Origin of the sequence: Cryobacterium frigoriphilum (assembly GCF_004403305.1) — a bacterium.
In the GTDB taxonomy this organism is placed as follows: Bacteria; Actinomycetota; Actinomycetes; order Actinomycetales; family Microbacteriaceae; genus Cryobacterium; species Cryobacterium frigoriphilum.
Genome location: NZ_SOHE01000029.1, coordinates 35,350 through 60,748 on the forward strand (window position 1 = coordinate 35,350; position 25,399 = coordinate 60,748).

The following is a 25,399-nucleotide window of genomic DNA, read 5'->3' on the forward strand; positions in this document are numbered from 1 at the left end:
CTCGAGATTCAGGTCACGACGACGACTTACCCGCCCACCGCGTACTTCCACCGTATCGACGGGGCCGGCCCGGGTCATCCGTCGCTTGGGGGAGATAGCCGACACCGTCAACGGATGCTCGCGGTCGCGCGACGGCGGCGGCAATCGAGGCGAGCACGACGACGATGCCCAGCAGCTGCAGCCCGCTCAGAACCTCGCCGGCCAGCCCCCAGCCCAACAGGATTGCCACGATTGGGCTGAGCAGCCCGAGAAACGCGGTCGTGCCGGCCGGCATCCGGGCCAGACCGCGAAACCACAGCACATACGCGACGGCCGTGCCGAAGACCGACAGGTAGGCGTAGCCGGCCAGGTTCACCCCGGTCAGCGGCTCGGTCGGCAGCCCCTCGACCAGCAGCATCACCACGAGCAGGGTCAGTCCCCCGGTCACGAGTTGCCAGGCCGTCGTCGTGAGCGGCGGAGCGGGCTGGCCCCATTTCTTGGCCAGCACGATTCCGGATGCCATCGCCAGCGTTCCCCCGACGGCCGCGAGCAGGCCGAGCGGGTCGAGCCGCGCCTGGGCCTGCAGCACGATCAGGGCCACTCCGAGCACCCCGGTCGCGCCGGCAACGACGACCCGCGTAGTGAGCCGCTCGTGCAACACCCGGCTGGCCAGCAGCGCAATCACGAGCGGCTGGATTCCACCGACGATGGCGGCGACCCCGCCCGGCAACCGGTACGCCGCAACAAACAGCAGGGCGAAGAAGGCGCCAATATTGAGCACACCGAGCACCCAGGACTTGCCCCACCAGGCGCCCTGCGGCAGGCGCCGGCAGATCAGCAGCAGCAGCAACCCCGCCGGCAGCGCGCGCAGGGTGGCGGCGAGCAAGGGGCGATCCGGTGGCAGCAGCGCGGTTGTCGTGAGGTAGGTCGTGCCCCAGAGAGCGGGCGCGAGGGCGGTGATCGCGAGGACGAAAAATCGATTGCTAAGCACTTAGTTATTATAGCTAAGGGCTTAGCAAGTTGCTAGGGTGAATTCATGACCGACCACGTTGACCAGATTCTGGCGCAGTGGCACGCCGAGAAACCCGAGCTCGACGTGTCCCCGATGGCAGTGCTCGGCCGCCTCAGCCGTGCCGCCCTGGCCGTCGATTCACGCGTGGCCGCAACGTTTGCCCGCCACGACCTGGATGCCTCGACGTTCGACGTGCTGGCCACCCTCTTGCGCACCGGCGCACCGTACCGGCTGGCCCCGGCCGCACTCGCCCGCGACGCCATGATTTCCACGAGCGCCGTCGCGCAACGCCTGAACAAACTCGAAGGCCGCGGTCTCGTTTTCCGACAGACCAACCCCCACGACGGCCGCGGCACCGTCGTTTCGCTGACGGATGCCGGCCGCCAACTCGTCGAAGCCGCCCTGCCCGACCACGTGGCCACCGAACACGCGATCACCGCCGTGCTGAGCGCGGCCGAACAGGCCCAACTCGCCGCGCTGCTTCAGCGCCTGCACGACGCGGCGGCAGGTTCGTCCGCGGGTTAACATGGTGGGCATGAGCGAGGCAGCGGAACATATCGAGTACCACCGTGCCGGCAGCGTACGCGCACGCGGCCCCCAGATCGACGGGGTTCAGGAGGGCTACTGGGAATGGTTTCGCCTCGACGGCAGCATCATGCGCTCGGGCAGCTTTACGCACGGCGAGCAGACCGGCGAATGGATCACCTACGGCAGCGACGGCCTACCGCACAAGGTGACCCAGAAGAAGCCGAAGAAGCCCTAGTTCCGGGTTTCGGTCTGCGAGGGCTCCGGCGCTTGTGATGCCGCCTCCCGCGCCGCGGCTCGCGATTCGCTGCGCGCCCGCTGGTACCGCACGACGCAGACCACGGAGAGAGCGACTCCGACACTGGCGGCCGCCGCCCCTCCCACCCAGTGATACCAGGTAGTGCCGAGCAGGGTGAGCAGAGCGACACCCAGGGTCAGTATCGAGATGACCCCGGCCAGCGAGAAATAGCGGTCTGCCTTGTCGGTGAAGGGGCGCAGCGGCTCTACCGGATCATCCGCGGGTCGAGCCATCATCACGATCAGGGCCGTCGCAATCGGCCCGAGCACCAACGATCCCAGAAACCAGGCCAACCGGGAGCGGTTCTTCTGCTCTGCGAGCCCGGCATTGACCAGGGCCAGGGCGAACCAGCCCCAGCCGTTGAGGGTCCAATTGGTTGAGGAATCGGCGGTCTCCACGATGATCTGGCTAATGAACGACATCCCCCATCGTGGCAGCCTCGCGGCAGGGTCGGGGGCGGTCTGTGCCACCCTCATCGTCGCTGCCCCGACGACGGATGCCGCGGCGCAGGTTAGATTCGCGGGCGCAGTTTCTATACTGCGCCCGCGAATCTAACCTGCGCCCGGCGGCCCGACTCCGCCCGCGGCATCCCGTTCTCGGTGAGAAAGGTGAGGAATCGCTGCGGTGAGTAGGCCACATCCCAGCCCCAGCGCGAGAAACTGGTGACGTGCGGACGCAAGAGGTCTTCCCGCCATTTCTCCCGGGTCACGACGTCGCCTGGGTCCCGATCGCCGAGCACTGCCCCGCGGGAGTATTTGAGGTTTCCGTCAAACTCGCCAATCTTCCGGATTCCGCGCCAGAAGAAGTCCACCCAGAACGACTGCCCGTCTACCTGGAAGCGCACTTGCAGCTCCGGAACCTCAAAGCCCAGCTCGAAGATGCGCACCCTACTGAGGGTCTCCCCCGGGTTCGCCGAGAGCCCGCTGGAAAAAGTGATGGATTTCTCGGCCTGCCCGGCACCGACCCGCGGTCTGACTGCGGCCAGCTCGGCGAAGAGGGCGTCCTGTGCCAGGGCGGGCGCCGGGGTCATCCCGCGTTTCCGGGCCAGGGCGACGCGCTGATTCTCCTCACGCAACACATGGTCAATCATCGTCACACCCACGAGCAGAGTCGAACTCGCCGCCACGTCGACGAGCGTTCGGGCCAGGCTCGTCACCGTGAGGCCTCCGATGACCACGGTGTCGGGCTCGGGCACTCCGCGGTGACTCGTGGTCAGACGTGCGGTGCTGCCGCCCGTGGCATCCGTCGCAATGGTGTGCACGGCCGGGGGCCAGCCGCCGATGATCGGCAGGCCATGCATGCTTGCGGCCGAGTGGTGCGACAACACGAGCGGATGCTCCGCCGCGGCCGCAGTCGCCCGCACGAGAAGGCGGTAACGCCCATCGACACCGCCCTCCCGCCACAGCGCACCGAGGCAATAGATGCCACGGCGCACGCGCACGAGTTCACCTCGCGATGCAAGATCACGCACTGCGCGCAGCGGCAGTCCCGCCGCGCGCAGTGCAGAGAATGTGACGAGCCCGTCGTACCGGGCCGAAACCGTGTCGAGGATGTCGCGCATACCCCACCCTCCCCCGGCCAGCACGGGCGGTGGGGATGTTTTCGCCGAATTGTGGAGTCACCGGGGCCGGGGCGTGCTGTGGAGGGACCGTCCGCGCAGCCGGCAATAGCGGCCCGGGCGCAGGTTCGATTCGCGGGCGCAGTTTCCATACTGCGCCCGCGAATCCAACCTGCGCCCGGCCGACGGATGCCCCGCACTAGGGTCGAGGCATGGAACTTGACGCGTATCCCACCCGGGTGATCCTGATGGAGGAGTACACGGTGACGCTGCCGCTGTGGGACCGCTCCCCCTCCCCCGATATGTGGTTCGGACCGTTCAGCCCCGGAGCGCTCGGCCTGCCACCCGAACTTGAAGAACGGCTCATCGCGTGGAACCAGCGCTACGAATACCTGATGGGCACGGATTTTAAGTGGCCTTCCGAGCAGGAACACCTCGACTTCGTCGTCGACGGGCATCTGCTGGCCGCGGCCCTGCAGCGCGCCTTCGGCTCGCGGGTACTGGTGCTGTACCGGGAGGATGACTCCGAGCTGTCCCGAATTCCGCAGCCGACGCCCGCCACCCCGCCGACCGGGTCTGTGCACATCATGGCCCGGCAGAATGGCGTGCTGAAGCCGATCACGATGCCCGCGCACCCGAGGGGTTCGGTCGTGCAGCAGATTCTGCAGATGTCCGATGCCGAGATCGAAGCAGCCGGTGCCCGCATCGACGTCGCGGCCCTCACCTGGCAGCCCGAGCGGATGCCCACTCGCATCCTGTTGCGCTCCGACTCGGCCGAATCCCCGCTAGCCGACCGCTCGCCCCTCTTCGCCCTGAGCGACGACCGAATCGAACCCGCAACGCTCGGGCTGTCGGCGACACTCACGGCACGGCTGCAGCAGTGGGATGCCCGCGGCCCCGAGCCGCGGGTCGAGCAACTCGTCGCGGGCCACGAACTCGCCGCCGCCGTGCAGCGCGAGATCGGCCCGCAAGTAAGTGTGCTCTTTCCCGAAGCGGATGCCGCCCGCTCCCGCCCCGCGCCCGAGCTGGTGGCGATACTGGACCGCATGAACCCACTGAACCGCTGACCCGCTGACCCGCTGACCCGCTGACCCGCTGACCCGCCCAACTCTCCACCCCGGGCGCAGGCTGGTCACGCCGGCATGTTTCGGTGGGCTCAACAACCGAAAGCCGGCGTCAATTTAGCTGCGTCGAGCCATCCGCTCGCCTCGCCGGGTCAGTCCGCCGCACGCCGGCTCAGGACTCCCAGCGCACCTCGCCGTGGACGACCGCAGCGGTGGCATGCAGTCCCAGCGTGCGGGCGACCGCGGCGGAGGCCTCGTGCTGTGGATGAATGTTGGCGGCGAACCGGCTCACACCGTGGTCGCGCAGCCACGCGACCATGGCAGCAGCGGCTTCCGTCGCGTGGCCTCGGCCCTGATGGTGCGGGCTGATCACCCAGGCCAGGTCCGCGGCCAGCTGGGACCGATCGATCAGGGTCGCCTGCACGAACCCGATCGGAGCCGCGGTCTCCGTGAGGGTGATGATCCAGTTGAGCCACCCGGTGCATCCGTCGGCGGAGTGTCCGACCACCTGGGCGCGGTACCGCATCGACAGGGTCAGCGCAGTCGGGGGCTCGCCGCCCATGAATCGATAGATGCTGGGATCGGCGAGCACGCCGACCATCCGCGCAGCGTGCCAGACGGTAAGCGGCTTCAGGCGCAGTCGCTCAGACTCGATCGGTTCAGCCGCCATCCACATCACGTCTTGATCTTCGCAGGCCGACGCGGCGAAAACAGGATAGACCGACGAAACCAGTCATTGCGTGCTGCATTCGACGACGGATGCGCAATCCGTCCTGTTTTCGCCACGCCCACCTCAGGCCGCTGTCTGCACCAGACCCGGCGCGAGGGTGAAGTCGGGCTCGGTGCACCCGCGGATGGTCTCGACGGTGACCCCGGGGGCCAGCCGGCAGAGCACGAGCCCGGCGTCGGTCACGTCGAAGACGGCGAGGTCGCTCACGATGCGGTCGACGACCTTCACACCGGTCAGCGGCAGGCTGCACTCGGTGACAATCTTCGCGGAGCCGTCGCGGGCGACGTGCTCGGTCAACACGATCACCCGCGGGGTGCCGGCGACGAGGTCCATGGCGCCGCCCATGCCCTTGACCATCTTGCCGGGGATCGTCCAGTTCGCGAGGTCACCGGCGCCGGAGACCTGCATGGCCCCGAGAATCGCGACCTTGACGTGACCGCCACGGATCATGCCGAACGAGGTGGCGGAGTCGAAGATCGAGCCGCCGGGCAACACTGTCACGGTCTGCTTGCCGGCATTAATCAGGTCGGCGTCTTCCTCGCCGTCAAAGGGGAACGGCCCCATGCCGAGCAGACCGTTCTCGCTCTGCAGGGTCACCCGAATACCCTCGGGCAGATTATTGGCGACGAGCGTCGGGATACCGATGCCCAGGTTCACATAGTCGCCGTCGGTCAGTTCAGCGGCCGCGATGGCCGCCATTTCGTCACGGGTCCAAGCCATGGTGCTGCTCCTTTGTATGCGTAAGAAAAGTGTCAGACGAGGGCGGCGGTCGGCCGCGGCCGCACGGTGCGCTGTTCGATGTGCTTGACCGGGTTGTCGACCAGAATCAGGCGCTGTACGAAGACGCCGGGAGTGATGACGTGATTCGGGTCGATCTCGCCCGGCTGCACGAGATGTTCGGCCTCGGCGATCGTGACCCGGCCCGACGTCGCCACGAGCGGATTGAAGTTGCGGGCGGTGTTGCGGTACACGAGGTTTCCCTCGGTGTCGGCAAGGTAGGCGTGCACGAGCGCGACGTCGGCGACGATTCCGCGCTCCTGCACGTAGGTCTCGCCGTCGAAGTCGGCGTGCGGCTTTCCCTCGGCGATCAGGGTGCCCACTCCCGTCTTCGTATAGAAGGCGGGAATTCCGGCGCCGCCGGCCCGCAGGCGTTCGGCGAGCGTGCCCTGGGGGCTGAACTCCACCTCAAGGGCTCCGGCCAGAAACTGTTCGGCGAAGAGTTTGTTCTCACCGACGTAGGAGGCGATGACCTTGCGCACCTGGCCGGCCTCGAGCAAGACCCCGAGCCCCTTGCCGTCGACGCCCATGTTATTGCTGACCACCGTGAGATTCTGTACCCCGGAGTCACGCACGGCATTGATGAGTTCGGTCGGAATTCCGCAGAGACCGAATCCGCCAACGGCGAGCACCATCCCGTCTCGCAGTACGCCCTGCAGCGCATCGGCCGCGTGGGCCTGAACTTTGGACACTGGATCTCCTCATTGAGTCGTAAGTCGTGAGTCGTGCGTCGTCAGAAAGCGGATGCCGCCGACTGTCCGACGCGCGTCCACACTGTGGACTGTTGTTTCGTTCTCCAGCCTATTCCCGCCAAACTTTTCCTGTCAAGACCCGACTTTCTGGGTATAGACTTGTCCACAATATAGACAGGAGTCAGATGCCCGACCTTGCCACGCTCAGCGTCACCGGCCCGCCGGTCGCGGGCGCCCAGGTGGTCAGCCGTATCGCCCTGCTGCTGCGGCTGGTCGGTCGCGACCCGAGCGGGTCGCAGCTCGCCGACATCGTGCGGGATTCCGGGCTGACCAGGCCCACGGTGCACCGGCTGCTGAGCTCGCTCGCCGCCGAGGGGCTGCTCGTGCTCGACCCGACCAGCCACACCTGGCGCTACGGCCCCGAGATCTTCGTGATGGGAACCGTCGCCGCGCCGCGCTACCCGATCGAGGAACTCGCCCGCCCGGCGTTGCAGCGACTAGCCGATGCCACCGGCGAAAGTGCCTTTCTGTCGATTCGCCGGGGCCTCGAAACGGTCTGCCTGATGCGGGAGGAGGGCAGCTTTCCGGTGCGCTCCTTCGTGTTGCACGAGGGTGTTCGTTTTCCGCTGGGCGTCGCGTCGGCCGGCCTCGCCATTCTGTCTGCCCTGCCCGACCCGGAGGTGGACCAGGTGCTCACCGCCCAGGCGGGGCTGACCGAGCGATGGGGCGCGCAGAACGCCGCCGCAAACATCCGTCTGAACGTGCAGGCCACGCGTGAACGCGGCTGCGCACTCAATCCGGGTCTGATCCTCGAGGGCAGCTGGGGCATGGGCGCGGCAATCTTCGACCATGCCGGGCGGCCTACCTGGGCACTCTCGCTCACCGGCATCGAGCCACGCTTTCGCCCCGACCGGCAAGAGCTCCTGGGCGGCCTGCTCAGGCAGGAAGCCGCCCTGCTGACCGCGCGCCTCGCCGAGCTCTGAGCGCGCAACCCGTTGCTTCTGCGGGCGCAGGACGTAGGATCAGCCTGTGAAAACCGACTCGACGAGTGATCTGGCCCGTTCCGCACGCAACAGCGGAGCCCTGCAGGCCCTGGCGCGGTTGGGTTACGCCGTCAACGGCCTGCTGCACATCCTGATCGCCGGCATCGCGATCGCCGTAGCCGTCGGCAGCAGCAGTGACGACGGCGGCAGCGGCAGCGCCGACCAGTCCGGTGCCCTCGGCCAGCTCGCCGCCAGCCCCGGCGGGGTGTTCGTGCTCTGGACCGTCGTGGTCGGCCTCACTGCACTGGGGCTGTGGCTGTTGCTGAGCGCGTTCCTCTTGCAGGGCGCCGACCCGAAGAAGAAGTGGTCGCACCGGGCGAGTGAGGTCGGCAAGGCGATCGTCTACTTTCTGCTCGCCGCGACGGCCTACACCTTCGCGTCGGGCGGGTCGACGAGTTCCTCCGCGAGCACCAGCAGTGCCAGCGCACAAGTGCTCGCGGCTCCGGGCGGCGTCGTGCTGCTCGTGCTTGTGGGCCTCGGGGTGCTCGCGATCGCCATCTACTTCGTGCGCAAGGGAGCCCTACAGAAATTCACCGCGGACCTGTCCGTACCGAGCGGCCCGACCGGCCGGGCAATCGTGACCCTCGGCGTGGTCGGCTACATCGCCAAGGGCGTTGCGCTCGGCGTCGTCGGGGGGCTTATCGTGATCGCCGCCGTCACCCTCGACCCGAGCAAATCGTCGGGCCTCGACGGCGCCCTCAAGGCTCTCGTCGCGTTACCCTACGGCAGCATTATTCTAGGGTCGATCAGCATCGGACTCATCGCCTACGGCGTCTACTGCTTCGCCCGCGCGTGGCGTGCCCGGCTGTGATCGGCCACCCCACCACACGTCGACGGCGATCACGCAGCCCACAATCATCAGCGACAGCGTGACGGATGCGAGCACATCCGTCGCCCAGTGATACCCCAGATAGAGGCGGCTCACGGCGGCCAGAACGATGCAGACCACCACGAGCACCGCGCCCAGCAGCACGCCGGGCAGCGCCCCACCCCCGCTGCTCCGCCTGGACAGCACGAGATACGCCGTGATCAGCACAAAGTCTGCCGCGCCGAGCACGTGTCCCGACGGAAAGCTGAACGATGCGTCGGGTCCGAACAGCATCAGGTCGGTCGGCGGGCGCTGCCGGTCGACGGCGCGACCCACGATCTGGCCCAGCCCGACCCCGACCGCCATGCCGGCAGCCAGCAGCAGCGGGCGCCACGCATGCCTGCCGATCAGCCCCCACACCACACTCACGACCAGCACGATGATCGGCAACGCGATGGGCCCGAAAACGATGGCGAGCGCGATCATCACCGCGGTCAGCGTCGGCGAGCGCCAGTCGAACAGCAGGCTCTGAACGGGTTCATCGAGAGCGGTGAGGCCGGCACTACTCAGCACCGACACGAGCAGCACGACCAACCCCACGATGCCGAGCGAGGTGGCCGCAATCGCACTCACCCCGAGCCGCCGCCGGGCGCCAGCGGCCAGATCGCGGCGCTCGATGACGAGCGGCCCGAATCGGTTCCACAACGTGGTCCACACGGCCGGCCGTTCGGCCGCGAGCACGCGCTCGCCCGCGATCTTCGCGGCCAGAGGCGCCCAGATGAGAACGCCGACGCCGACGGCGAGCAGCACCGCGCCGAGGGTATCGCTCAGCCAGTGGGCCGCCAGATAGGTGCGGCTGAGCATCATCAGAACCGTGTACACCCCGCCTGCCACCCAGACCCAGACGCGCGGAAAGAGCAGCACGAGTACCGTGGCCAGCACGGCGGCATTGGCCACGTGACCGGAGGGGAACGATCCGTAATCGAGGTTGGTCAGCACATTTGTGGGCCGATCCCGCGCGAAGGTCTGCTTCAGAAGCTGAACGGATGCCCCGGCCAGCACGGTCGTGACAAGCACGTACCCGGCGCCCCAGCGACGATGCACCAGCAGCAGCGCCAGAATAATCACACCCGGAATAACCAGTGACGCCACGACGCCGCCGCCGAGCGTGTCGAGGGTCTGGGCGACGGCGTCCCCCACGGCCGTGCGATTCTCGTTCAGCAGCGCGAGCCAGGCGGTGTCGAGCAGCAGCGGCTCGCCGTTCGGGCGTGCCGAAATGAGCGCACCCAGACCGACGGTCAGGGCGACCGCGGTCACTCCCGTGACCTGCGGCCAGTTCCGCGACACCCACCGAGCCCGGGGCGCAGCGGCTACGGTGGCGGCAACAGCGGGATCCCTCGGCGCATCCATGACGCCATGCTAGATGTAGTCGGCCCTCACCCGCTCAGCAACTCGCGTTGAAGCGAATTCCGGCTACGCCACGCTCGACTCCCGCGCCAGTGATTCGGTGCGGGCATGGAACTGGGCGTGGTGCTCGGCGGTGGCAATGATGTTCGACCACGGTGAGCCCTCCAGCTGAGCGAGCATGGCTGCGTTTTGCCAAATGTAGAGCCACAACCCGCGCATGGCCTCATCCACCGCGTCGACGCTGCCGAGGTGGTGTCGGCAGATCGCGAACGTGGCCAGGTTCAGCTGATCGTAAATTTCACCGAAGGCGGCCTGGTTTCCGGCCACCAGTTTGTCCATCAGATCTCGTTGAGTCGGATCTGGCCGACTCGGATCTGGCCCCGAAAACGCGCAATTCGACATGAAAATCCTTGGTGCCAGTCCGCCAGGGTCCGGGGCGGAGATTTGCAATATCGTACTTGAATTCGCCCCCTTTAGGGGGTGCAGTACGAAAGTAGCACCCTCGGTTAGCCATCGGCACAAGCAGCTCTCAGCCGTTATACATTTGTTGCAAAACAGCCGATTGAGTATGTCTGTGCCCCGGCGGCCGGGCCGGCGTTACACCTGTGCCGGTTCTGTCGTCGCGTTCCGCTCGATTCCCGGCCGGAGCGCCACGAGCATCCGCTTGAGGTCAATGACGATCGCGGCGGTGGGACTGAGCGAGACCACCCCCGCGTCAATGTTCTGTTGCATGGTACCGAGGATGGAATCGACGACCGCAACCGCCGCATTGAACGCCTCGGCACCCTGCTCGTCGTAGTCACGGTCAGAGTCGGACCCGGTCCCGGAGCCTTCGGAGGCGTGCAGCACGCTCGCAACGGAGCGCAGGGCATCCGACAGAACAGGGCGCAGCTCCACCGGCAGATCCAGTGGAACCGGTTTGCCCCAGACCACACCGGCGAAGACCTCTGTGAGGTTTCGAACATGAAAGGTGACGTCTTCGAGGGCCGCCAGGTCGTCGTAATTCGCGACGAGATCGTGCCTGGTGAATCGGGCCCGCGGATTGCCCTTGCGGCTCTCGTCGGCGTGGCGCACGGCCAGGCGCACGTCTCGGGCCGCGTCACTGAGCGTGGTGCCGCGCAGGGCCCACTGCTCCTGCCGGGGCGGCCAGCTGTCATCGAGGGCTTCGGCGATCTCGGTGAGGTGCGTGGCGAGAGTGAGGCGAAATCCGGACAGCCGCTCCACGGCCGCGCCGATGGCGAGGGGCGGCAGAATCACGAGATTGACCGCGAGGCCCACCAGAATGCCGAGGCAGATCTGCGCAAAATAGGCGATCGAATAACCGTCGGCTTCCGGACCACCGATGATGAGCACGAACAGGGCGGTCAGGGGCACGTGTTCGCCGCCCACGCCCAGCCATCGCATACCCCCGATCAGCGTGCCGAGCCCGATGACGAGGGAGATTGTCCAGACACCCGGTTCGCTCAGCAGCAGCATCACCCCGGCCAGGCCGATGCCGATCGCCAACCCGGCGACCGTCTGCAGCGCGCTGCGCACCGACCGCATCAGGGTCGGATGCATGCTCAGCAGTGCGCCGAGCGGGGCATAGTACCGAAACTGCTGCGCGTCACCCGGCAGCAGGGGTGCGAGCGACCAGGCAATCGCCACGGCGACAGAGATTTTGGCGACCTGCAGGGTGCGCGGATGCCGGAGCGCGCGCTTCAGAAGGGCCAGGGTCAGGGCCAGTCCGCGGGCCGTTCCGGCTGTGCTGGGCGGCATCATCGTGCTCCTCGGCTCGGGATGCCGTCGTGTCGGATCCGCTCGGCCTGAACAATAAACGACAATTCTGTGCACAGACCGCGAGTCCGTGCCCCCTGAACGGGGGGCACGCATTACGCTCGGTGAATCGATGCGGCCGGTTGGAGCCGCAGCTCACGAGAAAAGAGACACACCATGGGATTCTTCGGATTTCTACTTCTGGGCCTGCTCGCCGGGGCCATCGCCAAGGCCCTCCTGCCCGGCAAGCAGGGCGGCGGCTGGTTCATGACCCTGCTGCTGGGCGTCGTGGGCGCCCTGCTCGGCGGATTTCTGGGCGGCCTGCTCTTCAACGCGCCGCTGCAGGACTTCTTCTCGATTCAGACCTGGCTGCTCGCCATCGGCGGCGCGGTTCTCGTTCTGGTCATCTACGGCGCCCTCCAGGGGCGTCGCAGCCGCTCCTGACCGATCCGCCGGTGCCGAGCTCGTCTCGGCACCGGTGCCTTCACCAGCCGGATGCCCGCCAGGGCCATCCCCTTAGGCCAGATCCAGGGCGGCCCGCACGATCGATTCGGTATCGATGCCATGCAGCGCGTAGACCTGCTGCAGGGTTCCCGTCTGGCCGAACTCGTGCACGCCGAGGTTCAGGCTCGGCACTCGGTTGATGGTCGCCAGAAAAGCGAGCGTGTGCGGGTGCCCGTCGAGAATCGTGACCATCGGCAACGGCCGGGCGGCCGGAAAGACCTGATCCAGAATCGCCGTTGCTCCCTCGCCGCGGCCCTGGCGGGCGCGCACGGCCCGGTACAGCAGGTCGGCGCTCGTGACACAGACCACGTCGGCCTCGATTCCGAGGGCCTGCAGCCGATCGGCGGCCCGCAGCACCTCGGGCATCAGTGCCCCCATTCCCACGAGCTGCACCCGTGGGGTGTCGGCGCGCCGCATCGTGTACGCTCCCGCGACCACGTGCATCCGTCGTCGCTCGCGGGCAGCCGGATCGGCGGGAACGTCGCTCAGCGTCTGGTCGAGCGGCCGGGTCGACAGTCGCAGATAGCTCGAGCTTCCCCCGGGGCGGCCGAGCCGTGACAGGGAATCGAGCAGGCACCACTCGAGGTCCTGCCCGAACGCGGGTTCATAGGCGACACAGCCGGGCTGTTCGAGCCCGATCGACGGGGTGATGATCGACTGGTGCGCTCCGCCCTCGGCCGCGAGCGTCACGCCAGACGGGGTTCCGACCAGAATCGACTGGCCGCCGGCGTAGATGCCGAACGACCACGGCTCGAGCGCCCGACCCACGAACGGGTCGTACATGGTGCCGATCGGAAACAGCGGTTCGCCCCACCGACTCCAGGTCGAGCCGAGCTCACCGAGCAGTCCCACGAGGTTGGTCTCGGCAATGCCGAGCTCGATGTGCTGCCCGGTCGGCTGCTCATTCCAGTGCAGAATCGTCTCGGCGTCGTCAGAGAACCAGTTGCGCTTCTGCGTCGGCGACCAGGTTCCCACCTTGTTCAGCCAGCCGCCGAGGTTCGTGCTCGAGGCGACATCGGGCGCGACGGTCACAATGCGCCGGGCGGCCAGCGGCGCCTGCCGGGTGAGATCGAGCAGCGCCCGTCCGAGGGCCTGCTGGGTCGAACTCGTGCCAACGACCGTGCGGCCCAGGTCCTGCGGCACGAGCGGGGGAACGGATGCACCCACCGGCTCGCGCGTGAGGCCGGCGGCCACCGAGGCGCACAGCCGACCGGCCGGCGAGTCGGTATCGAATCGCTGCCAGGGGTGCTGCCGGTCCTCGCCGAGGTCGATGGCGAGGGCATCCATCTGCCCTGGGGTCAGCAGGTTGGAATGGTTCTGCGGATGCCCCGCGCTCGGCAGCCCGTAGCCCTTGACCGTGTAAGCGAAGATGACGGTGGGTCGGGTGTCGTCAATCTCGGCGAAGGCCTCCTGCAGCGAGATCAGGTCGTGGCCGCCGAGGTTGGCGAGCAACTTCGGCAGGTCGGCGTCGGAGATGCACCCGAGCAGCGCCGAAATCGCGGCGGCCTCGGGCCCCGCATCAGCCCCCGCATCAGCCCCCGCACCGGGCAGCCGCAGCCGCAGCTGCGCGGGCGTGCAGCGCAGCAGGCGCTGAAACTCGGGGTTGGTCATCTCGTCGATGCGACGCTTCAGGTGCTCTCCGCCGGGGCGCGCGAAGGCTGCACGCAGCAGGTGGCCGTACTTGAGGGTCACGACCTGCCAGCCGGCCGCGGCGAACATGGCCTGCAGCCGGGTCGCCGAGATGTTCGGCACCACGCGGTCAAGGGACTGGCGGTTGAAGTCCACGATCCAGACGATCTCGCCGAGTTCACCGACCGAGGGGTCGAGCAGGGCCTCCCAGACCGCGCCCTCGTCGAGTTCTGCATCGCCGACGAGCGAGTACTGCCGCCCGGCCGTACGAGGCCGGCCGACCGTGTCGGCCGCGTAACGGCGGGCGACGGCGCCCCAGATCGGAGCGGTCGCCCCGATCCCGACCGAACCGGTCGAATAGTCCACGGTGTCGGGGTCCTTCGACCGGCTCGGATAGCTCTGCAGGCCGTGCAGCGCCCGCAGGGTCGTGAGGTGGCTCTCGTCGAGTTCGCCGAGCAGGTAGTTGATCGCGTGCAGCACCGGCGAGGCGTGCGGTTTGACCGACACCCGGTCGCTCGGGCCGAGTTCGGTGAACCACAGCGCGGTCATGATCGACGTGATGGAAGCGCTCGAAGCCTGATGGCCGCCGACCTTGAGCCCGTCGGGGTCCTTGCGGGCGGGGGCGTTGGCGGCGTCGATGATCGAGCTCGCGAGCCAGAGCACCTTGCGCTCGACCCGCTGCAGGGCGGTGAGCTCGGGAGGCGACGCGGACTGCGGGGTGTCCTCATCATTGAGGAGTGTCATGGCGGTGCTTTCTGATCGGCGAGTGCGTCTCTTGAGCCTAAGCGCCGTGGTGCCGGTGTGCATCCCCAGCGGATGCCGCGCCAGATTAGACAAGGCGGGTGCGGCCGCACAGACTGGAGGCAGCACCACGTGCAGCCCCGCATCCCCTGAAACACCGTCGTTTGCCCAGGAGACACCATGACCGTACAGACCGACGCCCAGGAACTCTCCGCGGACCTCCGTGAGCTGCGACACCGGCTGCACCAGGAGCCTGAGCTCGGACTGCAGCTCCCCCGCACCCAGCAGAAGGTGCTCGAGGCACTCAGCGGTCTGCCCTACGAGATCAGCCTCGGCACCGACACCACCTCGGTGACGGCGGTGCTGCGCGGAACGGGCGCCGGGGCATCCGCCGGCCCAGACCACACCGGCGGCGCTGGCCGCCCTGTCGTGTTGCTGCGCGGCGATATGGACGCCCTGCCGGTGCAGGAGCGCACCGGCCTCGAGTTCAGCTCGCGCACCGACGGCGCCATGCACGCCTGCGGCCACGACCTGCACACCGCGATGCTCGTGGGCGCGGCAACCCTGCTCGCCCACCACCGGGACCGGCTCGCCGGCGACGTCGTGCTCATGTTCCAGCCCGGCGAAGAGGGCTACGACGGGGCGGGCGTCATGATCCGCGAGGGGGTGCTCGATGCCGCCGGCCGCCGGGCCGACGCCGCCTACGGCATCCATGTGGTGTCGGCCGGGGCGCCCAACGGGCAGTTTGCCAGCCGCGCCGGTACCCTCATGTCGGCCAGCAACGCTCTCGAGGTGACGGTGCACGGTACCGGCGGGCATGGCTCGGCGCCGCACCAGGCGCAGGATCCGGTGACGGTCATCGCCGAGATGGTCACGGCCCTGCAGGTCATGGTCACCCGTCAGTTCAACATGTTCGATCCGGTCGTGCTCTCGGTCGGCGTGCTGCAGGCCGGCACCAAGCGCAACATCATCCCGGAGTCCGCCCGCCTCGAAGCGACGATTCGGTCGTTCACCGATGAATCGCGCGCCAAACTCGAGCGCGTCGTGCCGCGACTGCTCGAGGGCATCGCCGCCGCCCACGGCGTGGAGGTCAGCATCAGTTATCTCACCGAATATCCGGCCACGATCACCGACGCCGGCGAAACCACCAGGGCCGAACGGGTCGTCGGTGAGCTCTTCGGCGGCGAACGATTCGCCCGCATGGCAAATCCGATGAGCGGCTCAGAGGACTTCTCTCGGGTGCTGCAGCAGGTGCCCGGCTCGTTCGTGTTTCTCTCGGCCGTTCCGCGCGGGGCGGATGCCGCCACCGCCGCCTTCAATCATTCGCCCACCGCGACCTTCGACGACGATGTACTCGCCGACGGCACCGCCCTGTACACCCAGCTCGCGCTGTCCCGGGTGGCGGAGCTCGCCCGCCTGGCCTGATCACCTGCCCGGGCTGATCGTCTGCCCGCTTGACGCCACGAGCGCGGCACCCGCGACAAGGGGTGCCGCGCGCCGCGTACTTTTGGGCATCCGGCGGCGACGCCGGGGCTTCCACCACTCACTCAGGCCGGGAGGCGCCGCGCACCCGGGCCCGGTACTGCGTCGGGGTTTCGCCCAGCTCGCGCAGAAACTGCCGATTGAAGTTCGACAGGTTCTCGTAGCCGACGGCGAGCGCGATGCGCGCGACCGGGTCGCCGGTCTGCTGCAGCAGCTTCGCGGCGTGGGCCAGCCTCAACTTGCGCACCAGGGCGGTGAAGTTTTGCCCGCTCGACCTGGTGAAATACCGGGAGAAGGCCGACTCACTCATGCCCGCGAGGGTCGCTGCGGTACCGAGCCGCACGGTACCGCTGATGTTTTCGAGGATGTAGTCGAGGCTGCGGCCCACGATTTCGGCGGCCAGCGGGTCGTGCACGGGCGGCACCCATTGCCGGGCCAGCGTGCGGGTCTCGTGTGCTGGCGCCGTCGACAGCGCGCCGAACAGCGAAAAAATGTGTGCCAGTCGGTCGGCGCCGACCGCGGGTCCGATCGCTTCGAGCGACGCAATGCCGCGCCGGGCCGCGTCGCCGGTGAACTCGATCCCCGAGAGCGAGCGCCGCCAGAGCGCCTGCAGGGCGCCTGCCTCGGGCATCGCGGCCTCGCACTGCGTAAGCCACTCCTGCCGAAATTGAAAGACCAGGTCACTCTGCGAAATCGACTCGCCAGCCGCCAGGTCGGTGATCCAGTCGTGGGGAACGTTCGGCCCGATCAACACGAGCTGGCCGGCATCGAACAGCCCGACGCTGTCGCCCACGATGTACCGACCGCTACGGCGGCGCGCGTAGTGAATCTCGTACTCCGGGTGATAGTTCCAGCGCGCGAACGGTCCGGGGTAGTCGTGTGCGTGCCAGCGGGCCGAGAATCGGGGGTCCAGGGGGATAACCTCCCGCACCGCGCTGCCGGCAACCCAGAGCTCCGCCATTCGCTATCTCCTCGTCACGGCACCGTGCAAAAAAGTATCAGCATCGGTCATGACCCACGCTAGTCGACATCGACCTCGTTCTTCTAGCCTGAAGACACACCGCCGCGGTGTCAACGCAAAGGAGCGAACCGGTATGAATCTGCCCAGCACCACAACCAGCACGGCGACCGATACCGCGACCGACACGCGCACCAACACCGGCGCGGTGCTGTACGGCACCCGTGACCTGCGCATCGAGCCTCGCCCGGTGCCCGCTGCTGCGCCGCACGAGGTGCTCGTCGAGATTCGCGCCGTGGGCATCTGCGGCTCCGACGTGCACTACTACGAACACGGACGCATCGGCCCCTACGTGGTCGAGACCCCCATGGTCGTCGGTCACGAATCCGCCGGCACGATCGTCGGCGTCGGCCGCGATGTCTCCCCCGCGCGCATCGGCGAGACGGTCGCTCTTGAACCAGGGGTTCCCTGTCGCCGCTGCCCGCAGTGCCTGGCCGGTCGCTACAACCTCTGCCCCGACGTGGTCTTCTTCGCCACCCCTCCGGTCGACGGATCGATCAGCACCTACGTCACGATCGATGCGGCCTTCGCCCATCCCGCCCCGGTGGGGCTCGGCTTCGATCAGGCGGCGATGGCCGAGCCCGTCTCCGTCGGGGTCTGGGCGGCGCAGAAGGCGCACATCTCGGTCGGCGATCGAGTACTCATCACGGGGGCCGGGCCGATCGGCCTGTTGGCGGGCCAGGTCGCGGTGGCGTTCGGAGCATCCGTCGTCACCGTGACCGACGTGAGCGACTTTCGCCTGCAGACGGCGCGAAAACTGGGCCTCGGCGCAATGCGAGCGGATGCCCCCATTGACGGCGAGTACGACGTGCTGCTCGAGTGTTCGGGCGCCGCGGCCGCGCTGACGGCCGGAATGCGCACCCTCGCGCCCGCCGCCCGGGTCGTGCTGGTGGGCATGGGCGCCGACACCGTGAGCATCGACGTGCCTCTCATTCAGGGCAAGGAAATCTCGCTGACCGGCATTTTTCGTTACGCGAACACGTACCCGACCGCGCTCGACCTGATCATGCGCGGTGCGGTCAACGTTGATGCCGTCATTACTCACCGCTTCGATCTCGAGCACACCGAGGACGCCCTCACCATCGGCCGCCGCGACCCGCTCGCTCTCAAGGCCATCGTCACGCCGGGGCGATGAACGCGGCGCGGCCGCTGATCCGCGTGACACGTGAGCGCCCTGGCCCGGGCGAACCGGTTGATATTCTGCACACCGCATCGCTCACGGCCGCCGCGCTGTGGACCGTGCACTCCATGGAGGAGGAGACGATCGTGTCGTTCGCGCCGTCGATGCCGAGGGATCGCGAGCTCACGGAACGCTTCATCGCGGCCTCCGACGTCGTCACGCTGGGTGAAGCGGATGCGGCGTGGCTCCACCCCGGGGCCACCGTCGATGACGTGATCGGGAAGCTTCTGCGCCGCGGCCCCGCGCTCGTCGCCGTCGCATGTGCCAGTGGCTGGGCCCTCGGAACGAAGCGCGCTTCGCTGGCCCTGCCCGCGGCATCCGCTGCCGACGAGCTTGTAGCGGGGCTACTGAACGGGCTCGCCGGTGTCTTGGCTGACGGCTGTCACGTCGAGGGACTTCGCAGCGGCCTCGACACGGTCCTGCTGGCCCGAATCGGACGATCAGTGGCCGAACACGGATGCCCGGGCGCAGGCCTGTCGCGCCGGCGCAGTAATCGCCCGCAGCCGGCCTGACACACCTGCGCCGGGACAGGCGGTGAGCGGTTACAGGCGGATCCGACCGGCGGTCTGAGTGCTGGCGGCCGCGAACCGGGCCTGCACGTTCGCCCAGTCGACGATGTTCCAGAATGCCTTCACGTAGTCGGCGCGCACGTTGAGGTAGTCGAGGTAGTAGGCGTGCTCCCAGACGTCGAGCATGAGCAGCGGCACCACGCCGAGCGGCGCGTTGCCCTGCTGGTCGAACAGCTGGAAGATCACCAGGCGCTGGGCGATGGAGTCGAAGGCCAGCACCGACCAGCCGGAGCCCTGCACGCCGAGGGCGGTCGCGGTGAAGTGCTGGGTGAACTTGTCGAAGGATCCGAACTGGTCGTCGATGGCCGCGGCGAGGTCGCCGACGGGCTTGTCGCCGCCGTTCGGGGACAGGTTCGTCCAGAAGACGGAGTGGTTGACGTGGCCGCCGAGGTTGAAGGCCAGGTCCTTCTCGAGCTTGTTGACGTTGGCCAGGGCGCCGGCGTCGCGGGCCTCGGCGAGCTGCGCGAGCGCGTTGTTGGCGCCGGTCACGTAGGCCTGGTGGTGCTTGGAGTGGTGCAGTTCCATGACCTTACCGCTGATGCTCGGCGCGAGCGCGGAGTAGTCGTAGGGCAGGTCGGGCAGGGTATATGAGGTCATCGTGATGCCTTTCGTTGGGGGTACGGGGTCAGGCGAGGCGCCGAAAGCGGCGGTCGTGGTAAATCAGGGGCGGTGCGGACTCGCCCAGACGTATGTCGAGCACTTCGGCGAGCACGACCGACGACGACCCCACCTTGATGATGTGGGTGATGCGGCAGAGCAGCGCGGCGCGGGCGTCGGCGAGCAGGGGCTCCCCGCTGCCGAACTCGCCCCAGCCCTGCTCGGGAGTGAAGCGCGGCGCGCCCGACCGGGCGAACGCATCCGCCAGATCGACGTGGTGTTCGGCGAGCAGGTGCACCGAGATCGTCTGCGCCTCGAGCAACCCGCCCGCGGAGCCCTTGGCCCTGGTCACCGAGAATGAGAGCGTCATCGGGTCCACGGCGACGGATGCCACGCTCGACGCGGTCAGCCCCACCGGCCCGTCGGCGCTCATCGCCGAGATCACGGCGACGCCGGCCGGGTGCTCCCGAAACGCGGACTTGAAAAGTTCCTGCCGGCTTCGAGTTTCAGCCGCGAGTGTCTGGTCCATAACCCCGAGCCTAAAACCTCAAGTACACTTGAAGTCAAAACGGAGGTCACATGGCGCAACAGAACGACCTCCCCCCTCCGCGACACGCGCCCGAGGAACTGCTCACCGTCGGCGAGATGAGCGACCGCACCGGAGTGGCGGCCTCGGCCCTGCGTTTCTATGAGCAGCTGGGCCTGATCGCCGCCGTGCGCACGAGCGGCAACCAACGGCGGTACGCACGGCACATGATTCGCCGGGTCTCGCTCATCTCGGTGTCCAAACGACTCGGCATTCCGCTCGTCGACGTGCAGCACGCCTTTGCGGCGCTGTCGCTCGAGGGGCCTCCGACCCAGGAGGACTGGCAACAGGCATCCCGGCGCTGGAAGAAGACCCTCGAAGAACGCCGCCTCGGCATCGAGCGGCTCGAGCGCGAACTCACCGGATGCATCGGCTGCGGCTGCCTCTCGATGAAGGCGTGCGGCCTGCTCAACCCCGACGACGCCCTCGGCGATGCCGGCGCGGGCCCACGCCGGCTCGGCTGAGCCGCCGTCATGTGCCTCGTGCCGACCGGGCGCAGGTTGGTTACGCGGGCTCAGGATAGAACCTGCGCCCGCGTAACAAACCTGCGCCGCGGCATCCGCTGACGCCACACGGCGGTCAGCTCGTGGCGGCAATCACCCGGTGCAGTGCGTCGCGCAGCGTCATGAGGTCGTCAAGGGGCAGAGCGAGCGCCTCGACCACCCGCGGCGGGATGGTCTCGGCGACCGCGCGCAGGGCCACGCCACGCTCGGTCAGGGTGATGTCGAGCGTGCGCTCGTCGGCCGGCCGGCGCTGGCGCTGAACATAGCCCGTCGCTTCGAGCCGCTTCAGCAGCGGCGACAGTGTCGCCGGCTCGAGGCACAGCGTCTGGCCGAGACCCTTTAGCGTGCGCGGACTCTCTTCCCAGAGGGCGAGCAAGACGAGGTACTGCGGATGCGTCAGCCCGAGCGGTTCCAGAATGGGCCGATAGAGGGCGATGACGTTGCGCGAGGCGATGGCCAGGGCGAAGCAAACCTGATTGTCCAGGGCAAGCGGATTCTCGAGGGTGTTCTCGAGCGGTGATGCGGGCATGCGTGCGGTCCGTTCCGGCCCGGTTGCTGCTCGCGCCATTTACTTAGTACACTAACAGTTATGACACACGGCAATGATTCTCACGCGCGCAACCGGGGTCCCGGCGGCTTCACGGCCTGGATCAATCGTCGCCTGCTGCCCATTCTGGGGCCACCGCCGGTCGGCGCCAACGGCTCGGATCTGCTGCCGCCGGCGGCCACACCGGTGCGCGGCTGCCCGGTCTGCAAGCAGCCGATCGCCGAGCACGACATTGACCGCAGCGGCGAGCGCACTCAACTGCACTGCCCCGTCGCCTGACAGCCACGCCGCTCGGCTCGCGGGCCACAGAGGCGCCATCGACGACTACTCTGAGCGTGAGGTAGTGTCGCAGTTCTCACAGAAGCGGAGGATCGGATGGCATCGGACAGCCGAGGGCGAGTGATCGTGCGGGACGGACCGTGGGGCTTCGTATTTCTGCTCGCGTACATCGGTGCCGCCGTGTACTTCGTGTCCGCATCGGGGGGCTCATTCTGGGCCGTGATCCTCGGACTGCTCCAGGCGATCGTCTGGCCGGCCTACGTCGTCTACCACGTGCTGGTACTGATCGGCGCATGAGGCGTGACGGCGCGGCCGCGCCTGCACCCAGGCCTGACCGCTGAGTCCGGTCACGAGTGACATCACCCCGCGCCCCGTGACATCCAACATCGGTGCGTCAGAGCGCCCGGGTGCACGCGCTCACACGAGGCGCGCCGTGGTCACCCCGAAACCGGCGATGTACTCATGGATCGGGCGGTAGAAACTGTACGTCACCGCGTAGGGGCCAGCGGCAGCCAGCGCGGCGTATGCCGCAATCCAGGTGCGCACCTCGTGCGAGGAGTTGCCCGCGACGTCTGCCATTTCCTCTGGCGTCCAGGCATCGAGGGGTGAGAGGTCGCCCGACGCGAGAATGCGCATCAATTCGGCATCCCACTCCGGGGCCAACGCTTTGAGCGACGTCCCCCCACTGGCCGCGAATTCACGCGCGGCATCGATGACCCGGGTGGTACGCGCTTCCCGAGCCTCCGGGGTCAAATGCCGTCCGCCACCCAGCAGCGCCTCACGAACGTCGCGCGTCGCGGTGGCAATCTGCGGAACGGGAGGTTCGTGGGACAGCCCGCCGGACCCGATGATGAGCACACGCTTGTCGAGGGTCTTGAGATGCTCCCCCAGCGCTGTCCCAAACGCACGGATGCGCCGCACGGGAACAAAAGGGGGCGCCACCGAATTGATGAATACCGGAATCACGGGCCTGGCGGCGGCGTCACCGAAGATGATACCCATGGGTTGCACGGCACCGTGGTCGACCTCCATCGCGAAAGACACGGTGACGTCGAAACCCTGTTCCATCAGGGACCGGGTCAGAGCGTCGGCCTCTGCGGCCGGCACGTTGAGCGGCCCCTCATGGGTACCGAAGTCTCCGACCGCGGTGGCACCATAGCCGACGGCGAAAGGCGGCATGATGTCGTAGAAGAAGCCGTTGTAGTGATCGGGACCGATGTTGATGATGAGTTCAGGGTCGAAGTCCAGGGCAAAAGCCCGAGCCGCGGCGAAGGCCTCCTCGACGCCGGCTTTGACGTCGGCCGGGGGCTCGACGTAGTCCAGAAGCGGGCTGTGTGACATGGCGATGAGTGCGAGCGTCATTGCTGTTTACCTCTTATCCGTCGGTTGTATCAGGTCGCGCGCAGGTGTCAACTACGCGCGCTGCAGCAGAAAATCGAGATGGAGGCGGTTGAACGTCTCCGTGTCTTCGTACTGGGGCCAGTGCCCGCAGTTCTCCATGACGGCCAGCCGCCCACCGGGAATCAGCGACGCGATGCGACGCCCCTCATCGACGGGGCCCGACGGATCTTTTGTGGTCCACAAGACCAACGCGGGAGCCTGGATGCGGCCCAAATCCGCATCGCTGAGCATGTTGCGGGCCCGAATCTCGGGGTCCTGGAGCGCCATATTCATCTCGCAGGCCATTCTCCAGTCGTCCTGCTGAAAAATACTCTGGCGGGTCTTGATGAGATCGTCGGTCACCATCGCCGGATCGGCCATCAGCCACTCCAGACGTGTCTTGACGCGCTCCCAACTGGGGTCGTTGGCCGCCTCCATGGACAGCTTGTACAGGCGCTCCATCACGACGGGGTTGGCCATGGTGCCTCCCATCGTGTTGAGCACCACCCGATCCACCCGGTCGGGGTAGTCGGCAGCGATCCGAGCCGCGACCCATCCGCCCAGGGATTCGCCCGAGAACGAGGCGCGCTCGACGCCGATCGCGGCCATGAACTTGAAGACGTGGTCGACGTAGTGCTTGATCTCCAGCGGATGCTCCGGCTTGGCGCTGTAGCCGTGCCCGATGAAGTCGATGGCCCACACCGAGAAGTGTTCCGCATGCGCGCCCAGGTTGCGCGCGTAGGCCTCCGCGTGCCCCGTGATGCCGTGCAGCAGGATGAGGGGCGGTAACGTCGGGTCACCAGCGTGCAGGTACCGCGTGCGATACCCCCCGGCATCGATAAAACCCTGTGAGAACTCGACCTGATTGAGGTCCGACCAGACGCTAGTGAAAGTCATGGGCATTTTCCTTTGTCATCTTGTGTTCGTGAACGACTGACGGTTGCGCGTGAACGGCGGTCAGCAGGGCGGCGAGGTTCCGCGAGGCGGTGCCGGTCACCCCGGCGGCACCGATGAAGCGGTCGGGGCGCAGAAACACGACCGGCGTCGGGCGAGCGTCAAACCAGGTCTTGAGCTCACCGGTCACATCCGACACCACGAACGCATTCACGTGCTGCGGCGGTTCGTTGTCGACCTGAGTGGTCGGTCGAACGGAAACCAGCCTCGCCCCGAGCCGGTCGAGCGCGGCCAGCTCGCTGTCACTGAAGAGCGTCTCGGGATTCACCGCCCAGGCGATGACGGCCCAGCCCGGCCCGATGAGGTCGTCAAGAAGCACGTCGCGCTGACCGCAGCCATCGACCCGGGGCTGGATGAACTGGGTGCCGACCGGCGACGCGTGGTTGTTGGCCGACAGGATGGCGACCGTGGCGCTGCGCAGCGTGGCCGACGCCCGACCCGGCACCATGGAGTCGACATCGACGATGGCCCCCGCCGCGTACCGCGGCATGGGCTTGAACTTCATCTCAGCGAAGTAGGCCTTGACCGACGGGAACACGTTCATGGTGGCGAAGGCCCCGTCGCGCAGGCCCGCCACGATGCGGTTCGTGGGCTTCACGATCTTGCCGAACGTGGTCGAGATGTCGACCATCGCCTGGGCGTGCGCCTTGCGTTCCTGGGTATAGGTGTCGAGCAGGGCCTCGCCACTGTCACCGTGCACGACCGCGGCCAGTTTCCAGGCGAGGTTGGTGGCGTCCCGCATGCCGGAGTTGTAGCCCTGCCCCTGCCAGACGGGCATCAGATGGGCGGCGTCACCGGCGATGAGCACGCGCCCCCTGCGGAACGTACCGGCCACCCGCGAATGGTGGGTGAATACCCGCGTTCGCACCAGGTTCATCGTTGTGGGGTCGGGCACGAATTGCTGCAGGAGGCCCCGCAGGAAGACCTCATCCTGGGCCTGCTCATCCGTTTCGTCGTCGAAGATCATGAACTCGAATCGGCGTACCCCGTGGGGAAGCGCGAGCGAGACGTAGGGGCGCTTGGGGTCGCCCCCCAGAAAGACGTTCGGGGTACCGACGGGGTCGTTGTCGACATCGACGACAACCCAGCGGGTTGAGGGAGATTTGCCGGCGAAACTGGTGCCGATGTACTTACGCGTCGGACTCTTGCCGCCGTCGGCACCCACGAGGTAGTGGCTCCGCAACACGTGGCTAGAGCCGTCGGCCCGCGTGACCGTGACCTCGACGTGGTCGTCGATTTCCTTGACGGCATCCACCCAGGAGCCAAAGTGCGTGGTCACATGGGGATACCGGGCAAGTTCCTGCCAGACGAGCTTGTCGACATCGGGCTGGGAGAAGGAGTTGCGCCGCGACCAACCGAATTCGCGCGTCTTGGGCTTGATCTCGATCATGACCTTGCCGCGGCCGTTGACGATACGCATGATGTGGTTGGGAGTGGTGTGCGGCAGGACCTCGTCGATGACACCCATGGTCTGCAGGGTACGAAATGACTCGTCATCGATGCCGACAGCCCGGGGCCAGTCGATGATGTCCGGGAGCGCCTCCACGAGAGTGACGCTGACCCCCCGCAGAGCAAGCAGGTGCGTCAACGCCAGCCCCGCTGGCCCCGCACCGATGACAATGACATCCGAGTCGAGTGTGGTGGTTACGGTCATCGTTGACTCCCCGAGCATGTTTGCAGAGCATGATTGATTCAGATCGATCGCTACGTGTGCAGATAACGCACATCGATGTTCGCTATCTGTCCATGACACTAGTGATGCCGGTTTGAGGTGTCAAGCGC

The 25,399-nt window shown here is 67.4% G+C and carries 29 protein-coding genes; 12 read left to right on the forward strand and 17 right to left on the reverse strand.

Going from position 1 to position 25,399, the window contains the following annotated elements:
- Positions 1 to 13 precede the first annotated feature (13 nt).
- A complete protein-coding gene (locus E3T55_RS06470; protein WP_134518757.1) occupies positions 14 to 970 on the reverse strand; it encodes an EamA family transporter in 957 nt (318 codons plus the stop codon).
- 45 nt (positions 971 to 1,015) lie between these two features.
- Here E3T55_RS06470 and E3T55_RS06475 point away from each other — a divergent pair, with 45 nt between their 5' ends.
- Positions 1,016 to 1,516 (forward strand): MarR family winged helix-turn-helix transcriptional regulator, encoded by a 501-nt coding sequence (locus E3T55_RS06475; protein ID WP_134518758.1) that lies wholly within the window; start codon positions 1,016 to 1,018, stop codon positions 1,514 to 1,516.
- Positions 1,517 to 1,526: 10 nt separating this feature from the next.
- Positions 1,527 to 1,754, forward strand: a complete 228-nt coding sequence (locus tag E3T55_RS06480; protein ID WP_134518759.1) for a toxin-antitoxin system YwqK family antitoxin — start codon at positions 1,527 to 1,529, stop codon at positions 1,752 to 1,754.
- Here E3T55_RS06480 and E3T55_RS20445 read toward each other — a convergent pair.
- Positions 1,751 to 2,236, reverse strand: coding sequence for a hypothetical protein (locus E3T55_RS20445; protein ID WP_174775435.1), 486 nt, complete (start codon positions 2,234 to 2,236; stop codon positions 1,751 to 1,753). The genes E3T55_RS06480 and E3T55_RS20445 overlap by 4 nt on opposite strands.
- Before the next feature lie 110 nt (positions 2,237 to 2,346).
- Complete coding sequence (locus E3T55_RS06490; protein ID WP_134518760.1) at positions 2,347 to 3,375, reverse strand: type IV toxin-antitoxin system AbiEi family antitoxin domain-containing protein; 1,029 nt, start codon at positions 3,373 to 3,375, stop codon at positions 2,347 to 2,349.
- Between the two features lie 209 nt (positions 3,376 to 3,584).
- Between E3T55_RS06490 and E3T55_RS06495 the strand changes: the two genes are divergently transcribed.
- Positions 3,585 to 4,439 carry a hypothetical protein gene (locus tag E3T55_RS06495; protein ID WP_134518761.1) on the forward strand — a complete coding sequence of 285 codons (855 nt, stop codon included), beginning with the start codon at positions 3,585 to 3,587 and terminating at the stop codon, positions 4,437 to 4,439.
- Between the two features lie 169 nt (positions 4,440 to 4,608).
- On the opposite strand, the gene E3T55_RS06500 is transcribed toward E3T55_RS06495, so the two are convergent.
- From E3T55_RS06500 to E3T55_RS06510, 3 genes are all read right to left on the reverse strand, one after another.
- Positions 4,609 to 5,106, reverse strand: coding sequence for a GNAT family N-acetyltransferase (locus E3T55_RS06500; protein ID WP_241992914.1), 498 nt, complete (start codon positions 5,104 to 5,106; stop codon positions 4,609 to 4,611).
- 123 nt (positions 5,107 to 5,229) lie between these two features.
- Complete coding sequence (locus E3T55_RS06505; RefSeq protein ID WP_134518762.1) at positions 5,230 to 5,886, reverse strand: CoA transferase subunit B; 657 nt, start codon at positions 5,884 to 5,886, stop codon at positions 5,230 to 5,232.
- Between the two features lie 32 nt (positions 5,887 to 5,918).
- Positions 5,919 to 6,635: a CoA transferase subunit A gene (locus E3T55_RS06510; protein WP_134518763.1), complete on the reverse strand. Its 717-nt coding sequence runs from the start codon at positions 6,633 to 6,635 to the stop codon at positions 5,919 to 5,921.
- A gap of 185 nt (positions 6,636 to 6,820) precedes the next feature.
- Between E3T55_RS06510 and E3T55_RS06515 the strand changes: the two genes are divergently transcribed.
- Complete coding sequence (locus E3T55_RS06515) at positions 6,821 to 7,618, forward strand: IclR family transcriptional regulator (RefSeq protein ID WP_134518764.1); 798 nt, start codon at positions 6,821 to 6,823, stop codon at positions 7,616 to 7,618.
- 46 nt (positions 7,619 to 7,664) lie between these two features.
- Positions 7,665 to 8,489 (forward strand): DUF1206 domain-containing protein, encoded by an 825-nt coding sequence (locus E3T55_RS06520; RefSeq protein ID WP_241992915.1) that lies wholly within the window; start codon positions 7,665 to 7,667, stop codon positions 8,487 to 8,489.
- On the opposite strand, the gene E3T55_RS20710 is transcribed toward E3T55_RS06520, so the two are convergent.
- From E3T55_RS20710 to E3T55_RS06535, 3 genes are all read right to left on the reverse strand, one after another.
- Entirely contained in the window at positions 8,415 to 9,896 is a 1,482-nt protein-coding gene (locus E3T55_RS20710) for a phosphatase PAP2 family protein (protein ID WP_241992916.1), read from the reverse strand. The genes E3T55_RS06520 and E3T55_RS20710 overlap by 75 nt on opposite strands.
- A gap of 63 nt (positions 9,897 to 9,959) precedes the next feature.
- Positions 9,960 to 10,232 (reverse strand): hypothetical protein, encoded by a 273-nt coding sequence (locus tag E3T55_RS06530; RefSeq protein ID WP_134518765.1) that lies wholly within the window; start codon positions 10,230 to 10,232, stop codon positions 9,960 to 9,962.
- 258 nt (positions 10,233 to 10,490) lie between these two features.
- Positions 10,491 to 11,651 carry an FUSC family protein gene (locus E3T55_RS06535; RefSeq protein WP_166791700.1) on the reverse strand — a complete coding sequence of 387 codons (1,161 nt, stop codon included), beginning with the start codon at positions 11,649 to 11,651 and terminating at the stop codon, positions 10,491 to 10,493.
- 174 nt (positions 11,652 to 11,825) lie between these two features.
- Between E3T55_RS06535 and E3T55_RS06540 the strand changes: the two genes are divergently transcribed.
- Entirely contained in the window at positions 11,826 to 12,092 is a 267-nt protein-coding gene (locus E3T55_RS06540; RefSeq protein ID WP_134518767.1) for a GlsB/YeaQ/YmgE family stress response membrane protein, read from the forward strand.
- A gap of 72 nt (positions 12,093 to 12,164) precedes the next feature.
- Here E3T55_RS06540 and E3T55_RS06545 read toward each other — a convergent pair whose 3' ends face one another.
- Positions 12,165 to 14,525: a transketolase-like TK C-terminal-containing protein gene (locus tag E3T55_RS06545; protein ID WP_174775437.1), complete on the reverse strand. Its 2,361-nt coding sequence runs from the start codon at positions 14,523 to 14,525 to the stop codon at positions 12,165 to 12,167.
- A 177-nt stretch (positions 14,526 to 14,702) separates the two neighbouring features.
- Here E3T55_RS06545 and E3T55_RS06550 point away from each other — a divergent pair, with 177 nt between their 5' ends.
- The gene (locus E3T55_RS06550) at positions 14,703 to 15,947 is read left to right on the forward strand and encodes a M20 metallopeptidase family protein (protein WP_134518768.1); all 1,245 of its coding nucleotides are present in this window, start codon (positions 14,703 to 14,705) and stop codon (positions 15,945 to 15,947) included.
- Positions 15,948 to 16,065: 118 nt separating this feature from the next.
- On the opposite strand, the gene E3T55_RS06555 is transcribed toward E3T55_RS06550, so the two are convergent.
- Positions 16,066 to 16,965: an AraC family transcriptional regulator gene (locus E3T55_RS06555; RefSeq protein WP_134518769.1), complete on the reverse strand. Its 900-nt coding sequence runs from the start codon at positions 16,963 to 16,965 to the stop codon at positions 16,066 to 16,068.
- Positions 16,966 to 17,098: 133 nt separating this feature from the next.
- Here E3T55_RS06555 and E3T55_RS06560 point away from each other — a divergent pair, with 133 nt between their 5' ends.
- Positions 17,099 to 18,157 carry an NAD(P)-dependent alcohol dehydrogenase gene (locus E3T55_RS06560; protein WP_134518770.1) on the forward strand — a complete coding sequence of 353 codons (1,059 nt, stop codon included), beginning with the start codon at positions 17,099 to 17,101 and terminating at the stop codon, positions 18,155 to 18,157.
- A 23-nt stretch (positions 18,158 to 18,180) separates the two neighbouring features.
- The gene (locus tag E3T55_RS06565) at positions 18,181 to 18,714 is read left to right on the forward strand and encodes a hypothetical protein (RefSeq protein ID WP_134518771.1); all 534 of its coding nucleotides are present in this window, start codon (positions 18,181 to 18,183) and stop codon (positions 18,712 to 18,714) included.
- A gap of 30 nt (positions 18,715 to 18,744) precedes the next feature.
- Here E3T55_RS06565 and E3T55_RS06570 read toward each other — a convergent pair whose 3' ends face one another.
- Positions 18,745 to 19,368, reverse strand: coding sequence for a superoxide dismutase (locus E3T55_RS06570; RefSeq protein ID WP_134518772.1), 624 nt, complete (start codon positions 19,366 to 19,368; stop codon positions 18,745 to 18,747).
- A 28-nt stretch (positions 19,369 to 19,396) separates the two neighbouring features.
- Positions 19,397 to 19,897 carry a flavin reductase family protein gene (locus tag E3T55_RS06575; RefSeq protein WP_134518773.1) on the reverse strand — a complete coding sequence of 167 codons (501 nt, stop codon included), beginning with the start codon at positions 19,895 to 19,897 and terminating at the stop codon, positions 19,397 to 19,399.
- 50 nt (positions 19,898 to 19,947) lie between these two features.
- Here E3T55_RS06575 and soxR point away from each other — a divergent pair, with 50 nt between their 5' ends.
- Positions 19,948 to 20,418 (forward strand): redox-sensitive transcriptional activator SoxR, encoded by a 471-nt coding sequence (gene soxR / locus E3T55_RS06580; RefSeq protein WP_134518774.1) that lies wholly within the window; start codon positions 19,948 to 19,950, stop codon positions 20,416 to 20,418.
- A gap of 115 nt (positions 20,419 to 20,533) precedes the next feature.
- Here the strand turns inward: soxR and E3T55_RS06585 are convergent, their stop codons facing one another.
- Positions 20,534 to 20,986, reverse strand: coding sequence for a MarR family winged helix-turn-helix transcriptional regulator (locus E3T55_RS06585; protein WP_134518775.1), 453 nt, complete (start codon positions 20,984 to 20,986; stop codon positions 20,534 to 20,536).
- 60 nt (positions 20,987 to 21,046) lie between these two features.
- On the opposite strand from E3T55_RS06585, the gene E3T55_RS06590 reads away from it, so the two are divergent.
- Entirely contained in the window at positions 21,047 to 21,283 is a 237-nt protein-coding gene (locus tag E3T55_RS06590; RefSeq protein WP_134518776.1) for a hypothetical protein, read from the forward strand.
- A gap of 96 nt (positions 21,284 to 21,379) precedes the next feature.
- Complete coding sequence (locus E3T55_RS06595; RefSeq protein ID WP_134518777.1) at positions 21,380 to 21,580, forward strand: hypothetical protein; 201 nt, start codon at positions 21,380 to 21,382, stop codon at positions 21,578 to 21,580.
- A 120-nt stretch (positions 21,581 to 21,700) separates the two neighbouring features.
- Here the strand turns inward: E3T55_RS06595 and E3T55_RS06600 are convergent, their stop codons facing one another.
- From E3T55_RS06600 to mhpA, 3 genes are read right to left on the reverse strand one after another with little or no spacing between them, the layout of a single operon-like run.
- Positions 21,701 to 22,645, reverse strand: coding sequence for a 3-carboxyethylcatechol 2,3-dioxygenase (locus E3T55_RS06600; protein ID WP_134518778.1), 945 nt, complete (start codon positions 22,643 to 22,645; stop codon positions 21,701 to 21,703).
- 51 nt (positions 22,646 to 22,696) lie between these two features.
- Positions 22,697 to 23,566: an alpha/beta fold hydrolase gene (locus tag E3T55_RS06605; RefSeq protein WP_134518779.1), complete on the reverse strand. Its 870-nt coding sequence runs from the start codon at positions 23,564 to 23,566 to the stop codon at positions 22,697 to 22,699.
- Positions 23,547 to 25,271 carry a bifunctional 3-(3-hydroxy-phenyl)propionate/3-hydroxycinnamic acid hydroxylase MhpA gene (gene mhpA, locus E3T55_RS06610; protein ID WP_134518780.1) on the reverse strand — a complete coding sequence of 575 codons (1,725 nt, stop codon included), beginning with the start codon at positions 25,269 to 25,271 and terminating at the stop codon, positions 23,547 to 23,549. Before mhpA ends, E3T55_RS06605 begins: the two co-directional genes overlap by 20 nt.
- Positions 25,272 to 25,399 lie beyond the last annotated feature (128 nt).